Source organism: Rhodococcus globerulus, from assembly GCF_019334125.1.
GTDB classification, from domain to species: domain Bacteria; phylum Actinomycetota; class Actinomycetes; order Mycobacteriales; family Mycobacteriaceae; genus Rhodococcus_F; species Rhodococcus_F globerula.
Genome location: NZ_CP079698.1, coordinates 1,621,311 through 1,636,240, shown reverse-complemented (window position 1 = coordinate 1,636,240; position 14,930 = coordinate 1,621,311). Strand labels below are relative to the sequence as shown.

15 protein-coding genes and 1 other RNA gene are annotated in these 14,930 nt (G+C 61.7%); 11 read left to right on the top strand and 5 right to left on the bottom strand.

Features of this window, described 5'->3' with window-relative positions; genetic code table 11:
* Positions 1–134: 134 nt before the first annotated feature.
* Together KYT97_RS07350 and KYT97_RS07345 are read left to right on the top strand one after the other, a co-directional pair.
* On the top strand, positions 135–1,277 hold the full coding sequence (locus tag KYT97_RS07350; protein WP_245006049.1) for a sensor histidine kinase: 1,143 nt from the start codon (positions 135–137) through the stop codon (positions 1,275–1,277).
* The gene (locus tag KYT97_RS07345) at positions 1,274–1,912 is read left to right on the top strand and encodes a response regulator (RefSeq protein ID WP_219111985.1); all 639 of its coding nucleotides are present in this window, start codon (positions 1,274–1,276) and stop codon (positions 1,910–1,912) included. The genes KYT97_RS07350 and KYT97_RS07345 overlap by 4 nt, the downstream gene beginning before the upstream one ends.
* Here the strand turns inward: KYT97_RS07345 and KYT97_RS07340 are convergent.
* The 3 genes from KYT97_RS07340 to KYT97_RS07330 all read right to left on the bottom strand — a co-directional run bounded on the left by KYT97_RS07340 (position 1,906) and on the right by KYT97_RS07330 (position 4,886).
* Positions 1,906–3,411, bottom strand: a complete 1,506-nt coding sequence (locus KYT97_RS07340; RefSeq protein ID WP_219111984.1) for a multicopper oxidase family protein — start codon at positions 3,409–3,411, stop codon at positions 1,906–1,908. The genes KYT97_RS07345 and KYT97_RS07340 overlap by 7 nt on opposite strands.
* Positions 3,412–3,547: 136 nt before the next feature.
* The gene (gene hisN / locus KYT97_RS07335) at positions 3,548–4,330 is read right to left on the bottom strand and encodes a histidinol-phosphatase (protein WP_033231134.1); all 783 of its coding nucleotides are present in this window, start codon (positions 4,328–4,330) and stop codon (positions 3,548–3,550) included.
* A gap of 61 nt (positions 4,331–4,391) precedes the next feature.
* Positions 4,392–4,886 carry a beta-class carbonic anhydrase gene (locus KYT97_RS07330; protein ID WP_033231133.1) on the bottom strand — a complete coding sequence of 165 codons (495 nt, stop codon included), beginning with the start codon at positions 4,884–4,886 and terminating at the stop codon, positions 4,392–4,394.
* A 77-nt stretch (positions 4,887–4,963) separates the two neighbouring features.
* On the opposite strand from KYT97_RS07330, the gene prfB reads away from it, so the two are divergent.
* From prfB to smpB, 6 genes are all read left to right on the top strand, one after another.
* Positions 4,964–6,070 (top strand): peptide chain release factor 2, encoded by a 1,107-nt coding sequence (prfB, locus tag KYT97_RS07325; RefSeq protein ID WP_033231132.1) that lies wholly within the window; start codon positions 4,964–4,966, stop codon positions 6,068–6,070.
* A 19-nt stretch (positions 6,071–6,089) separates the two neighbouring features.
* On the top strand, positions 6,090–6,974 hold the full coding sequence (locus KYT97_RS07320; protein WP_033231131.1) for a mechanosensitive ion channel family protein: 885 nt from the start codon (positions 6,090–6,092) through the stop codon (positions 6,972–6,974).
* The gene (locus tag KYT97_RS07315) at positions 6,971–7,456 is read left to right on the top strand and encodes an Rv3103c transmembrane domain-containing protein (RefSeq protein WP_072782331.1); all 486 of its coding nucleotides are present in this window, start codon (positions 6,971–6,973) and stop codon (positions 7,454–7,456) included. The genes KYT97_RS07320 and KYT97_RS07315 overlap by 4 nt, the downstream gene beginning before the upstream one ends.
* A 73-nt stretch (positions 7,457–7,529) precedes the next feature.
* Positions 7,530–8,210 carry a cell division ATP-binding protein FtsE gene (gene ftsE, locus KYT97_RS07310; RefSeq protein ID WP_202025995.1) on the top strand — a complete coding sequence of 227 codons (681 nt, stop codon included), beginning with the start codon at positions 7,530–7,532 and terminating at the stop codon, positions 8,208–8,210.
* Between the two features lie 82 nt (positions 8,211–8,292).
* Positions 8,293–9,198 (top strand): permease-like cell division protein FtsX, encoded by a 906-nt coding sequence (gene ftsX, locus KYT97_RS07305; protein WP_033231129.1) that lies wholly within the window; start codon positions 8,293–8,295, stop codon positions 9,196–9,198.
* 80 nt (positions 9,199–9,278) lie between these two features.
* Positions 9,279–9,755, top strand: coding sequence for an SsrA-binding protein SmpB (gene smpB, locus KYT97_RS07300; protein ID WP_033231128.1), 477 nt, complete (start codon positions 9,279–9,281; stop codon positions 9,753–9,755).
* Positions 9,756–9,769: 14 nt separating this feature from the next.
* Here smpB and KYT97_RS07295 read toward each other — a convergent pair whose 3' ends face one another.
* A complete protein-coding gene (locus KYT97_RS07295; protein ID WP_033231127.1) occupies positions 9,770–10,354 on the bottom strand; it encodes a helix-turn-helix domain-containing protein in 585 nt (194 codons plus the stop codon).
* 65 nt (positions 10,355–10,419) lie between these two features.
* On the opposite strand from KYT97_RS07295, the gene KYT97_RS07290 reads away from it, so the two are divergent.
* The 3 genes from KYT97_RS07290 to ssrA all read left to right on the top strand — a co-directional run bounded on the left by KYT97_RS07290 (position 10,420) and on the right by ssrA (position 13,362).
* Complete coding sequence (locus tag KYT97_RS07290) at positions 10,420–11,409, top strand: NAD(P)/FAD-dependent oxidoreductase (protein WP_033231486.1); 990 nt, start codon at positions 10,420–10,422, stop codon at positions 11,407–11,409.
* Positions 11,410–11,437: 28 nt separating this feature from the next.
* Positions 11,438–12,925: an SDR family oxidoreductase gene (locus KYT97_RS07285; protein ID WP_033231126.1), complete on the top strand. Its 1,488-nt coding sequence runs from the start codon at positions 11,438–11,440 to the stop codon at positions 12,923–12,925.
* Positions 12,926–12,991: 66 nt separating this feature from the next.
* Positions 12,992–13,362: a transfer-messenger RNA gene (gene ssrA, locus KYT97_RS07280) on the top strand.
* A gap of 104 nt (positions 13,363–13,466) precedes the next feature.
* Here ssrA and KYT97_RS07275 read toward each other — a convergent pair.
* Positions 13,467–14,822, bottom strand: a complete 1,356-nt coding sequence (locus KYT97_RS07275) for an HNH endonuclease signature motif containing protein (protein WP_245006048.1) — start codon at positions 14,820–14,822, stop codon at positions 13,467–13,469.
* Between the last annotated feature and the right edge of the window lie 108 nt (positions 14,823–14,930).

Here is a 14,930-nt window from a genome sequence, read left to right as displayed (position 1 = left end):
TGTCGGGGCGTTGGACTCCCTTATCTTACTCAGGAGTAAGGTCGGATGTCGAGCATCCCTCGAAATGACGCGAGTCACGTCTACTCCTCCCTGAGTAGGAGGTGCCACGACCCCGAGCGTCATAGGCTCGACAGGTGAACCGGACAGAGGTGCCAGATCGGATTCAGCGGTATGTGCGCTACTCGCCGCTGGTATTGATTCCGTGCTTACTGATTGCCAGCACGTATCCCGGGGAGTATCGGGTCCCCGTCAGCTATTGGATCGTCTCGATGCTGTCGGCGATCATCTTCGTGGCTGGTCGCCGGTTGCCGGTACTTGCTTCGCTGGTCATCTCGGCACTTGCGGTTCCGATGTTCGTCGCCGACGCGTGGGGTCTGTCCGAGCTCGTGCCGTATCTCGGAGCGGTAGCCGTTGTCGATGTCACGATGCGGGCCGAGCGCCGGGAACTGGTTGCCGTATCTGTAATCGGATGGTGCGGTTCCGTACTGGCAGGGATCTGGTTCGAATCTCACGAAGCATTCTTCTCGGTCACCACTGCCGTGAAAGTGCTTGCGTACGTGGGCTTACCGCTGCTGCTCGGACTATATCTGCGTTCGCAGCGTGAATTGGCCGCGAACAATCTCGCGCACACCCGAGCTGCGGAACGAAGCGCTCTGGCCCGTGAGCTGCACGACCTTGTTGCACACCACATGGCGTCGATCGTCCTGCGGATCGGAGTCGCTCAACACGTATTGGCACCGCAGGACGAGGCCGTGCGGGAAGTCCTCGCCGACGTGCGCGCGACGGCGTCGGATGCGCTGACCGATATTCGCCGTCTTCTCGTCGCATTGCGCGATCCCTCGCTCGGCGAGGTTGCTCTGGTCGAACCGGACGCCGTCGCCGCGGAGATCGAGGCTGCGCTCGATCGTGTGCGTGCAGCCGGCTTCCAGGTCAAGGCGCACGTCGAGTCGGGCGCAGGTGACCTCGACGCCATCGGCCGGTTGACGCTGTTACGGGTAATTCAGGAGTCGCTGACCAACATCATGAAGCACGGAGACAGGAAGGGGCCCGTCTCGGTATCTGTTCGTCGCAACGCCGGTCGGGTCGACGTCAAGGTGATCAACAATGTCGAGGGGTCGGCGAAGGGTGCCGGACACGGCCTCGTCGGAATGCGGGAGCGTGCAGAGTTGGCCGGCGGTGAGATGACCGCAGGTACGCTCGGTGACGGAAGGTGGGAGGTGCACGTGAGTATTCCGCTGTTGGCCCATCCGCTGCCGGTCAAGGGTGGCGACTCGTGATCGCAGTGTTGGTTGTCGACGACCAGCGGCTGGTGCGAGCAGGTCTGCGGATGCTGTGCACTGCGGCCGAGGACATGACCGTATCCGGTGAGGCGTCGAACGGCGTCGAGGCGGTAGCGCTTGCCGCCGAACTGGATCCCGACGTGATCCTGATGGACTTGAGGATGCCCGGACTCGACGGGATCGGTGCCACGCGGCAGATCGTCAAGTCCGGGCAGCGCGCACGCATTCTCGTACTCACCACCTTCGACGACGACGATCATCTGTATCCTGCGCTTGCTGCCGGTGCTTCGGGGTTTCTCGTCAAGGACACCGAACCCGCCGAGTTGCTCGGTGCCATTCGCCGGACAGCCGAGGGCGACATGGTGTTCTCCCCGGAACTGCTCCGCCGCGTCGTGGATCGGGCGGTGATCGGCGCCGCCGCGGGCACTGCTGTGACAGAGGCGGTTTCGCTGACCGAGCGCGAATCGCAGGTTCTCGCCCTGGTTGCGGAAGGGAAGAGCAATCAGGAAATCGCGGACGCGTTGCATTTGGGTGTGACCACGGTCAAGACTCACGTGGCGAACCTGATGTCGAAGACGGGTTGCGACAATCGGGTTCGCCTCGCCGTGTACCACTTACAGAACCGTCAATGACCGGTGCCCATGTCCATCTGCATCGGAGCCGCCTTCTGTCCCGGTTCGAGGACGAGGAATTGGCCCATCATCCCTTGATCCTCGTGCATCAGCAGGTGGCAGTGGAACATGTAAGGGAACGTGGGATCGGTGTACTCGGACCACTGCAGTGCGACGCGAATCCTGCTGCCCGGCGGCGTGTAAACGGTGTCCTTGAGGCCGCGCAGGTGCGGCGGGGGAGTGCGACCGTCGACGTCGAGGATCTGGAACTGCACGTCATGGACGTGGAAGTTGTGTGGCCAGTTGTCCTTGTTGGTGATCGTCCACACTTCGGTGGCGCCGACTTCGGCCTCGAAGTCGATGCGGTTCATGTCCATTCGTTGCCCGTTGATCATGTACCACTGCAGATCGAAGGTTCGGGAAACGCTTGCCTTCGACGGATCGAGACGCGGCAGTACGGCCAACTGCGCCGGGAGAGTCGACCGTGACGCGCGGCTGGCAACCCCTCGCAGCTCGATGATGTCGAAGCGGTCGTTCATGCCGAAGTTCTCGGCGTCGGAGGAACTCACGCCACCGCCGTCCTCGATCGGGAACGACACCAGTGTGGTCGTCGCACCGGGGTCGACGCGAACCACGATCTCGGCTCGTTCGCCGGGGCTGAGCTGAATCCGCTTGATCGCAATCGGTGATTCGAGCAGTCCACCGTCGGTGGCAATCAGATCGAACGTGCGGTCGTCGGGGAACCCCAGGTTGTAGAGACGGCCGGAAGAGCCGTTCAGGATGCGCAGTCGCACAACGCCGGTAGTGACGTCGAGGTAGGCATCGGCGATGCCGTTGGCGACGATCGTGTCGCCGAGCAAGCCGACGTCGGTGGGGTCGGTCTCGTCGAAACTGCCGTCCGCGGTGAATCGGCGATCCTGGATGATCAGTGGAATATCATCCACTCCATAGGTTTTCGGGAGGTCCAGCGTATCGGTGTCGGCGTCGTCGATCAGGAACAGTCCGGCGAGTCCGCGCTGTACGTGCCGCTCGGTGGATCCATGCGGATGTGGGTGATACCAGAGCGTAGACGCCGCTTGGTCGATGGTCCACGCCGGTTCCCACCGCCCGCCGGCTTCGATGGTCTGGTGCGGTCCGCCGTCGAACCTGGCGGGTAGATGCATGCCGTGCCAGTGGACGGTCGTGGGCTCTGCCAGTGCGTTGTCGATCGTGAATGCGACAGATTCTCCGCGTCGGGCTCGGACCGTCGGACCGAGGATAGAGCCGTTGAAACCCCAAGTGTCAGTGATCTTTCCCGCGACTATCTCGGTGGTTCCGGCGCCGGCGCGGAGGGTGAAATGGCGGACGCCGGAGTCGTCGACCGTGGATGCAGCCAGCGGCGGAATCGGTAACGGACGTGAAGACCCTGCTGCTGCCGTAGGCCGCGAGGCGCCTGCGGAGTCGGCGCCGCAGCCCACCGCAAGTCCGAGGGGCGCGGCAGCCAGACCGAACAGTATCGAGCGCCGGGAAATCCGGTTCATCATTCTCCTGAAGTAGTGCGTGATCGACTACTCCAAGTCAACGTGCCCGGATGCCGCGCCGAATCCTGCCGACGGGCCTGCCGGGACTCCTCCCTCAGGCCGTTGCGGCGAGTGGGGAGTTCTGCTACCTGGCCGGCTACCTCAGGCGAGCAAGAACATCTTCGTGCAGCAAGCCGTTGGTGGCAACGGCACTGCCACCGTGCGGGCCACTCCCGCCGGCCAAGTCGGTGAAGGTTCCGCCGGCTTCGCGGATCAGCACGTCCAGAGCGGCGAGGTCCCACAGGGAAACCTCGGGTTCGGCAGCGATATCGACTGCACCTTCGGCGACGAGGCAGTACGAGAAGAAGTCTCCGTACCCGCGTACGCGCCACACGTGATCCGTGAGATCGATGAACTGATCGCGGATTCCGCGGTCCTTCCAGCCGGACAAGCTCGAAAAACTCAGGCTTGCGGATTCACTGCGGTCGACGGCGGACACCTCGATGCGTCGGGCGTCGCCGCCGTTGCAGGAGGTGAAGGCGCCCAAACCTGTTGCCGCCCACCAACGGCGGTTCAGTGCGGGCGCGCTGACGACACCGACGACGGGTACGCCGTCCTCGAGCAAACTGATCAGGGTCGCCCAGACCGGCACGTTGCGCACGAAGTTCTTGGTGCCGTCGATCGGATCGACCACCCACTGCCGTCCCTCGAATACCGCGTCGCCGCCGAACTCTTCGCCCAGCACCGAGTCGCCCGGTCGAGCCTCGGACAAGCTCGCGCGCACGGCGCGTTCGACGGCGAGGTCGGCGTCGGAGACCGGGGTGAGGTCGGGTTTGTCGTCCACTCGCAGATCGAGAGCGCCGAAGCGGGCGCGAGTGATCGCGTCGGCCTCGTCGGCGAGACGCAGGGCCAGAACAAGGTCGGAAGCGAGGTCGGTCACGGGTAGACAACTTACCGTCTTGCCCGCCCTGTCCCATCTACGCGCCCATCTGTGCGCCTACCTACGCGGGCAGAACTTCGTTCAGCTTTCCGGTCGCCACATCGAAGACAAATCCGCGCAGTGAGGTCGTTGCAGTGATGAACGGACTGCTCTCGATTCGGCGTAGCGATTGCCGTACGTCTTCGTCGACGTCGGGGAACGATTCGGGCGACCAGGACGGTTTGACGCCGATCTCGTCCTGGATGGAGCGCTTGAAATCGTCGTCCGTGAACGTCAGCATTCCGCAGTCCGTGTGGTGGATGAGGATGATCTCGGTGGTGCCGAGGAGGCGCTGGCTGATGGCAAGCGACCGGATCTCGTCGTCGGTGACCACACCGCCGGCGTTGCGAATGACGTGTGATTCGCCTTCCTTGATGCCGAGGGCACGGTAGACGTCCAGACGGGCATCCATGCAGGCGAGAACGGCAACGTGTTTGCTCGGCGGCAGGGGGAGCGGTCCGGAGAATTGCTCGGCGTATGCGGCGTTGTTCTGTAGATATTCGTCGGTGACGGTCATGGATACACCTTTCTGGTTCGGGTCCTGATTCGAGTCGCGGTTATTGCAGGGTTTGGCACCCGGTAGCCTTGAGAACCGTGCATCCTGACGTAATTGCAGACCTGAACGCGCTCGACACCACCCTTCGCACCTGCGAGTCGGTCGTGGACGTCGAAGAGCTGCGTCGACGCATCGACGAGCTCGAACATCAGGCTGCCGATCCCGGCTTGTGGAACGACCAGGATCACGCTCAGCAAGTAACCAGCCAGCTGTCGCATGCCCAATCGGAGCTTCGTCGAATCGTGGCGCTGCGAGAGAGGCTCGACGAGATGCCGATTCTCTACGAATTGGCCGAGGACGAAGGCCCTGACGCGATTGCCGACGCCGACGCCGAACGTGCCAGCCTGCGCGAGGACATCGCGGCGATGGAAGTCAAGACCATGCTGTCCGGCGAGTACGACGAGCGTGACGCGCTGATCAACATCCGCTCCGGCGCAGGCGGCGTCGACGCAGCGGACTGGGCCGAGATGCTCATGCGTATGTACATCCGTTGGGCGGAAAAGCACGACTACGGCGTCGAGGTCTACGACACGTCGTACGCCGAAGAAGCGGGACTCAAGAGCGCGACGTTCGCGATCAAGGGGCCGTACACCTACGGCACGCTGTCTGTGGAAATGGGCACGCACCGCCTGGTCCGGATCAGCCCGTTCGACAACCAGGGCCGCCGTCAGACGTCGTTTGCCGAGGTCGAGGTTCTGCCGGTCGTCGAGACTACCGACCACATCGAGATCAACGAGAACGACATCCGCGTCGATGTCTACCGTTCGTCCGGTCCGGGTGGTCAGTCCGTCAACACCACGGACTCCGCGGTTCGCCTGACACACATCCCGACGGGCATCGTCGTGACGTGCCAGAACGAGAAGTCGCAGCTCCAGAACAAGGTGTCGGCGATGCGCGTCCTGCAGGCAAAGCTGCTGGCGGTCAAGCGTCTGGAAGAGCGAGCCGAGATGGATGCGCTCAAGGGCGACAGCGGAAGCTCCTGGGGCAACCAGATGCGTTCGTACGTCCTGCACCCGTACCAGATGGTCAAGGACCTGCGCACCGAGTACGAGGTCAACAACCCGTCCGCAGTGCTCGACGGTGACATCGACGGTTTCCTCGAGGCCGGCATTCGCTGGCGCATGAGCGAGAACCAGTCCGCATAAGCGGCAACCGAAAGGCACGATGACTTTTCTCAGACCTGGGCAGAACCTGCTCGATTGGCTCCAGAACCCTGGATTGTCGGTCCTCATGACCGTGCTCGGAGCGATGATCCTTGCCCGTTTGGTCAGTTGGGGCGGCAACAAGGTCACCGACCAGATCGACGCCAACTATCAGTTGGGTGACGCTCTGGTGCGGTCGGAGGCGACCAAGCATCGTCACTCGGTCGCGCAGGTCATCACATGGGTGATCATCACGTTCATCTACGTGATCGCGACACTCAAGGTTCTCGACCAACTGAACCTGCCGATCGGCAGTTTGGTCGCACCGGCAACGGTGCTCGGCGCGGCACTGGGCTTTGGTGCGCAGCGCGTCGTGCAGGACATTCTGGCGGGCTTCTTCATCATCACCGAACGCCAGTACGGATTCGGCGACACCGTGCGTCTGGCGATCACTGGCTCGTCCGACGACGCCGAAGGTGTCATCGAGGACGTGACGTTGCGAGTCACGCGAATGCGGAACGCCGACGGTGAAGTGATCACCGTTCCCAATGGTCAGATCGTGAAAGCGACCAACCTGTCCAAGGATTGGGCACGTGCGGTCATCGACGTTCCGGTTCCCGCCACTGCCGATCTCAACCGCGTCAACGAGGTCTTGCGTCAGGTCGGCGTCGATGCAATGTCCGACCGTGGACTCAAGAAGCTTCTCCTGGACGAGCCGACGGTCATGGGCATCGAAAGCCTCGAAGTGGATCAAGTCAGCATTCGGATGGTGGCGCGCACGCTACCCGGCAAACAGTTCCAAGTCGGCCGGGCACTGCGTGTGCGAGTTGCCGCGGCACTGCGTCGACAAGGAATCACCGTCACGCCGGGACTTCATACGGGCGACATCGAGGAGGCGAGCGAATGACCGAGCAGGAACCCCGGCGCGGTCTCGACCGGCTCATCCATCTCGACTGGATGCCGTCCCGCTTGTTCGGTGGCCGGATGCGGACGTCGACATTCATCTTGGTCGTGGCCTGGATCCTCGCCTACGTCGCCAACGCGTATCTCAACCCGGCGGAGCCAACCGTGGCCACGCCCGCGCCGGCCGCAGGATCGTCGGTGACGGAGCCGTACACGCAGCCTCCGGTGGCGACAACGACAACAGCTGTCCCGGAATCTTCGACGCCTCCGTCCTCGGAATCGGTGCCGTCGACGACTGTGGTTCCCGGTTCAGCAACTCCCGGTTCAGCTCAGAGCGGTGTTTCGACGACGGTGACGACGACAGCACCGCCTCCAGGCCCTCCGGTCGGTAACTCCGGCAACGAAAATTCCAACTCGGGCAATTCCAACAGCACAGTCACGACAATTCCGAGCACAACAGCCGCGACAACCAGTGGAGCCGGGTAATACGGGCGCACTCGCCGCGCGTTGCTCCAAGGTCACTGTTCGATAACGGCTAGACTGGCTTGTTGTGATCAGCATGAAGAACGTGTCGAAGTCCTACAAGGCCTCCACCAGGCCGGCGCTCGACAATGTCAGTGTGGAGGTGGAAAAGGGGGAGTTCGTCTTCCTCATCGGCCCCTCCGGCTCTGGCAAGTCGACCTTCATGCGTCTGCTGCTGAAAATGGAGTCGCCGACGTCCGGTGACATCGAGGTCGCGGATTTCCACGTCAACAAGTTGTCGGCCCGTCGAGTTCCGAAGCTGCGGCAGGCCATGGGTTGCGTTTTCCAGGACTTCCGACTGCTGCAGCAGAAGACGGTGTCCGAGAATGTCGCGTTTGCGTTGGAAGTGATCGGTAAGCCACGCGACGTGATTGCGCGCACCGTTCCCGAGGTCCTCGACATGGTCGGCCTCGCCGGCAAGGCCGATCGACTTCCGACCGAACTGTCCGGTGGCGAGCAGCAGCGCGTAGCCATCGCGCGCGCTTTCGTGAACCGGCCGCTGGTCCTCCTCGCCGACGAGCCAACCGGCAACCTCGATCCCGAGACCAGCCAGGACATCATGCTGCTGCTCGAGCGCATCAACCGCACCGGCACCACCGTCGTCATGGCCACTCACGACCACCACATCGTCGACTCGATGCGTCGACGAGTCATCGAACTCGATCTCGGCAAGGTCAGCAGAGACGAAGCGCGGGGTGTGTACGGCGTCGGCAGGTAAACGCCGACTGCTCACCACTCGTCCGAACGCCCACCGGTAGCCGCGAAGCCGCCGATCATTCGAGAAGGAATCGGATTCCCCGATGCGTGCCAGTTTTATTTTCAGCGAGGTCCTGACCGGCCTGCGCCGCAACATCACGATGACCATTGCCATGATCTTGACGACCGCCATTTCGCTTGGACTCTTCGGCGGTGGCCTCCTCGTAGTTCAGATGGCCGGTAAGACGCAGCAAATCTTCCTCGAGCGCGTCGAGGTCCAGATCTTCCTGACCGACGACATTTCCGCCGCGGACCCCGGTTGCGAGCAGGAAATCTGCAGCACTCTGCGGCAGGAACTCGAGCAGACACCGTCCGTCGTCGCGGTTCAGTTCCTCAATCGCGACGACGCGGTGAAGGACGCGACCGAGCGAGTCTTCAAGGACCAACCCGAGTTGGCCGCACTGGTCAGCCCGGACAGCTTCCCGGCGTCGTTCAAGGTCAAGCTCAGCGACCCGGAACGATTCGGCGTCATCAACGACACGTTCGGTTCGCGGCCAGGCGTGGAAAGTGTTCTCAATCAGCGCGAGCTCGTCGACCGTCTCTTCAGCGTCCTCGGCGGTGTCCGCAATGCAGCCTTTGCGATCGCCGTCGTGCAGGCCATCGCCGCTATTCTGTTGATCGCCAACATGGTTCAGATCGCGGCATTCACGCGTCGTACCGAGGTCAGCATCATGCGACTGGTGGGCGCAACACGCTGGTACACACAGCTTCCGTTCTTGCTCGAGGCAATTGTTGCCGCTTTGATCGGCGCGGTTCTGGCGATCGCCGGTCTCTTCACAGCAAAGAACCTTTTCATCGACGGAGTGCTGGCCGACGTCTACGAAGCCAACATCGTCGCCCGTATTTCGAACAGCGACATCCTGTTCGTCTCACCGTTCCTGGTCCTCGCAGGCGTGGGAATGGCAGCGATCACCTCGTATGTCACGCTTCGTTTGTACGTGCGCGAGTAATTGGTTTGCACGGCCTTCTATGCTGAGAGCAAGAGTTGTTTGCATTATTGGGTAAGACAGCGGACTGAGAGGCCCGGACAGTGAAGGAAAAGGGCCGCAAGGTCATTGCGACCAATCGCAAAGCGCGTCACAACTACACGATCATCGACACCTACGAAGCGGGAATCGCGCTCGTGGGCACCGAGGTCAAGAGTTTGCGCGAAGGTAAGGCGTCACTCGTGGACGCGTTCGCAACCGTCGACAACGGTGAGGTGTGGCTTCGATCGCTGCACATTCCGGAATACACGCAGGGCTCGTGGACCAACCACTCGCCGCGTCGGACCCGGAAGCTGTTGCTGCACAAGCGCGAGATCGAACACCTCGTAGGCAAGACCCGCGAGGGCAACCAGACGCTGGTTCCGTTGTCGATGTACTTCTCCGACGGCAAGGTCAAGGTCGAACTTGCTCTCGCGAAGGGTAAGCAGGACTACGACAAGCGTCAGGACATGGCCAAGCGCACCGCCGAGCGTGAGGTGACCCGCGAGCTGGGGCGTCGGATCAAGGGCATGCGCGGGTAGTAGTCGGCCTGATCTCAGCCGCGGCGGTCGGCCGGCGCAGCGCGTAGGTGTACTCGTTCACCTTGCTTGCCGAACAGGCTGATCACCTCGGCCGGGCGGCCGTCTGCGGCGCTGAATCGGTGGGGGATATGAGTGTCGAACTCGGCGGCTTCACCCGCGCCCATGACAAAATCGCGATCACCGAGCTGTAGCCGGACCCGGCCCGACAGCACGTACAGCCACTCGTACCCTTCGTGAGTACCCGGCTCGCGGATGTCCTCGGTGGGCGCGAGGATCATCTTGTAGGCCTGGAGGTTTCCCGGCTGGCTGGTCAACGGAATGATCGTCATCGATCCGACCTTTTGCGGTTCTTCCCGCACCCGGGGGTCTGCGATCTTGCTGTTGACGACGTCGTCGAGCGGGACGCCGTGCGCTTTCGCAATCGGCAGCAGCAACTCCAAGTTGGCTCGGCGAGTTCCGGATTCGAGCCGCGACAGCGTGCTGACGTTGATGCCTGTCGCCTCGGAGAGATCGGTCAACGTCATATCGGATTGCTGGCGCAGTGTGCGCAGACGCGGGCCGATTCCCGCGAGGACGGCGTCGAACGATGATTCGGTCATTCTTCCATTTTGCCAAATCAGCAATCATGTTTGTCAAGTTGGTGTTGCGATGCAATCCTGAATTCATGACACAGACCTCTTACGACGCAGCAGACACCTACGACGTGGCAGTGATAGGAGGCGGCGCTGCCGGACTCAACGCCGCGATCATCCTCGGTCAAGCCCGCAGATCCGTTGTGGTTTTCGACAACGGCGCTCCGCGCAACGCAGCGGCAGATCACATGAACGGATTCCTCTCTCGCGACAGGATGAATCCAGCCGAACTCCTCGCCATCGGACGCGACGAAGTCCGGAAATACGGTGGAGAGTTCCATGACGGGACCGTCGTGGCGGTCGAACGAGATGAAGCCTCCCGTGGGAGTGGATTCGCGATCACCCTTGCTGACGGCGCTCGAATCTCGGTGCGCAAAGTCCTGGTGGCGACAGGATTGACCGACAGGTTGCCGGATGAACTCAGTGCCTTCGGTGAGCGGTGGGGCCGCGACGTCCTGCACTGCCCGTACTGCCATGGATACGACGTGCGTGATCAACCGTTGGGTGTCATTGCCAAGAGTGTCGAGTTCGCGATGCATCAGGCCCCGATGATCCGTCAATGGTCGGACGATGTGGTGCTGTTCCTCCATCGGATCGAGAATCTCAGCGCCGAGGACCGGGAAAAGCTTGCAGCGCTCAATATTTCGATCGTCGAAGGCGAGGTGGCAGCGCCAGTACTCGAGGATGATCGTCTCGTTGGAGTGCAACTGGCCGACGGCAGAACTGTTGCGCGGTCGGCCATCTTTGTCGGAGGCGCAGTCACGATGGATCCGAACGATTTGATTCTGCGGTCTTTCGGCGCAGCGACGGCGGCGACGATGATGGGTGAGTTCGTCACCGTCGACATGATGGGTGCCACAAGCGTGTCCGGCGTCTTCGCGGCAGGCAACGTTGTCGATCCGGGTGCGCAGGTCATCATGGCCGCAGCAGCAGGCGCGAAGGCAGGAGCCGGAATCAACATGGCGCTTACGGCCGATGATCTGGAGGCGGCGTTGGCGCTCCGAGGTTCGATTTCTGCGTAGCAGTTGGTTTTCTGCGTAGCGTGGTGTGATGGATACGGTGCGAGTGTTGATCACAGGAGCTACCGGCTACATCGGCGGGCGTCTGGCTCCCAGGTTGGTTACAGCGGGGCATCACGTCCGGGTGCTGGTACGCAGTCCTGAGAAGTTGCGCGATGTGCCGTGGCGCGAGTCCGTCGAGGTAGTTAAAGCTGACCTGAGTGACAAGGCATCCCTTGCAGGCGCTTTCGACGATATCGATGTTGTCTATTACCTTGTCCACGCCATGGGCGGTGGTGGCTCGTTTTCCGATGTCGACAAGCGCAGCGCGGTGAATGTGGCCGAAGCGGCTGCGGCCGCTGGTGTTCGCAGAATCGTCTACCTCGGCGGACTGCATCCATCAAACGCAGAACTGTCGACGCATTTGAAGTCTCGGCTGGAAGTCGGCCGGATCCTGCTGGACTCTGCCGTTCCGACAGTCGTGTTCCAGGCCGGCGTGGTGATCGGTTCAGGTTCGGCCTCTTTCGAGATGGTTCGCCACCTGACCAATCGCCTGCCGGTGATGACCACACCGAAATGGGTGCACAACAAGATTCAGCCGATTGCCGTGCGCGATGTACTCCATTACCTGGTGGCTGCAGCGGCCACGACCCCGGAGATCAACCGCCCATTCGATATCGGCGGACCCGACATCATGCAGTACGGCGAGATGATGAACGCCTACGCCGATGTTGCGGGGTTGGTGCGTCGGCGCATTGTCGTTTTGCCGGTCCTGACCCCGAGGCTCGCCGGTCTCTGGGTGGGGTTGGTCACGCCGATTCCACACGGGCTCGCAAGGCCGCTGATCGAGTCACTGCAGAACGATGCCGTTATGCACGATCACGACATCGACGGTTTCATCCCGCCGCCCGAAAGCGGGCTCACCACGTATCGCGAAGCGGTACGGCTGGCTCTGCGCAAGATCGAGAACGGAGAGGTCGAGACTTCATGGTCGGGTGCGACCATCGCCGGTGCACCGTCGGATCCTCTACCGTCTGATCCGGATTGGGCCGGTGAAACGGTGTACGTCGACCATCGTGAACGTGATTGTGCCGCGGACCCGGAGACCTTGTGGAAGGTGGTCGAATCCATCGGCGGCGAGAACGGTTGGTACTCATTCCCTTTGGCCTGGGCAATTCGAGGATGGATGGACCGAGCGGTGGGCGGCGTCGGGTTGCGGCGGGGTCGGCGTGATCCGCGTCACCTCAATACCGGTGAAGCCCTGGACTTCTGGCGGGTCGAAGAAATCGACAGAGGAAAGTTGCTGCGACTGCGGGCCGAAATGAAAGTCCCCGGTGGGGCGTGGTTGGAGCTGAGAGTTTCGGAGGGGCAGCGCGTCTCCGAAGGGCAAGGTGGTGGATCGCGTCTGGAGCAGCGCGCTGTATTTTTCCCGCGAGGCTTGGCTGGGCGACTGTACTGGTACTCGATCCTGCCGTTCCATGGCGTCGTTTTCGAGGGCATGATCACCAACATCACCAGCACAGCAGAACGCTCGATTTAATTGGTATGACTTCCGTGCGGCAGCGCGTTATAGTAGGTAGCCCCACGAAAGACGCGGGGCACACACGGGGCTGAACGGTTTCGACTGCGTGTGTTGAGTTAGGGGAAGCGTGTCGGTGCAGGCAAGAGACCACCGTAAGCGTCGCTGCAAACCTATAAGCGCCGATTCCAATCAGCGCGACTACGCTCTCGCTGCCTAAGTAGCGAAGCGTGTCTGTCAGCCCGGGGTTGCCCTCGACCCGGATCCTGGCATCAGCTAGAGGGCTTTACTGTTCGGCTCGGTCACGGAGTTGGATGGGACATCAAACAGTGACTGGGATCGTCATCCTGGCTTGTTCGCGAGACTGGGAGATCCAAGTAGAGACTTAGCGAACTGCACACGGAGAAGCCCTAGCGATTCAACGTAGGACCCGGGTTCAATTCCCGGCAGCTCCACAAAGAGGCAGGTCAGACACTCGGAAGCGGGTGTAGGGCCTGCCTCATTTTTATGCCCGACAATGGCCCGATAACACTTACTGTCCACTTTCGAGGGCCTCTACCCTTTATGCTGCCCAACCGTCGAGGAGCACACTGACTGCGTGGTCCAGGTGCAGAGGGTCGCCGCCCCAGTTCGGAATGATCGCATTGTCCGGGATGTCGCCGCGCAGGAGTTGATCGGCCAGGCCGCTGATCGGAGGGGCCGGATCGATGACATCGCCGTTGAGCGTCCGGAACTCGAACTGTTGATCGCCAAGAGCAGTGATGGTGAACTGGCCACGATGTAGCGCTCGGTGGCAGGTCCCGCACAGCAGGATCAGGTTGTCGAGGTTGGTTTCTCCGCCGCCGCCCCAGAATTGCACGTGATGAGCGTGTAGGAATCTGGTTCGACCGCATCCTGGTGTCCGGCAGCTTCCGTCACGGTAATTCAACGCCAACATTTGTTTGTGACTGGTGACGCGGGTCTTTCGGCCTAGATTGAGCACGCATTGCTTCTTGGTCTTTGCCAGGCGCAGGTGGGCGTTACAGAGGACTTCCTCGGAATCGTTGTCGGGGAGTGCAGGTCCGCCAGGAACCCGGAGGTTGTCGTGTTCGTGGAAAAACACCACTTCGGCCGAGTTGCTGACGCCGCTCGCGTTGTTTGTCGGGGCTGTGGCAGCTATTTCGGCCATCGCGAGGAGCGCCGGTCCGATGTCGCCGGGTGGTTTTTTCGCAGCGTTCTGCTGAGTGATCGGCTCGTCCGATAACGCGGTGGCGTCATCGTCATTGTCGATCTTGGGCTCGTTGTCGGGTGACGGCATTGCTGTCTGTGTTCGTTCACGTTCTGCCGAGGTGAGTGCGGCGAGGATACGGGCGCCGTCCTGTGCAGCGAGGCGACCTTTGATGACAAAATCGCCCGTGTCGGGGTCCCAATGCCAGCGGACTTGAAAGCGTTCAGGCGCTTTACTTTTGCCGGATTCGTTGTCGGCGACTTTGCGTAACCCGGCAGTCAGACGGTCGATCTGTGCGGCAGGTGCTTCGCGGCCGAGTCGAACCATCTGCTTCTCGTTTGAGGGAGTTGTGACTCGGGTAAGTGCGCGAACCTTCGAGTAGGACAAATTGCCTTGTTCGAACGCTTTCCGCATCGCGGGCAAAGGGCGGAGTGCTTTGGCGACACGAACGTATTCGCGTCCGGTGTGCAGGCTCATGCCACATTTCCAGGAGAGCCAGTGAGCGCATGAATGCAGGCCGGGACCGGCCCAGCCTCGTTGTTCGTCGAAATCGGCGAGCAGCGTGAGGAATCGAGCGGTCGCTGCGGCGATTTGTCCAGCTAGTGCGCAGATTTCCACGCCGATGTTGTCGACGGCTTCACGCTTGGCCGCGAAGCCCATGACCTGATCGGTATCTCTGTTGGTATCTCTGTCGAGCTTGTCTGTGTCCATGCCAACCCCCCCGGTTCGAATGTTCATTCGACAGTAGATCGAGGCACCGACAGATTTCGAAAAGCGTCCCCGCGGGGACGTTCCGATCAAGCGAAGAAATCTCGCTAA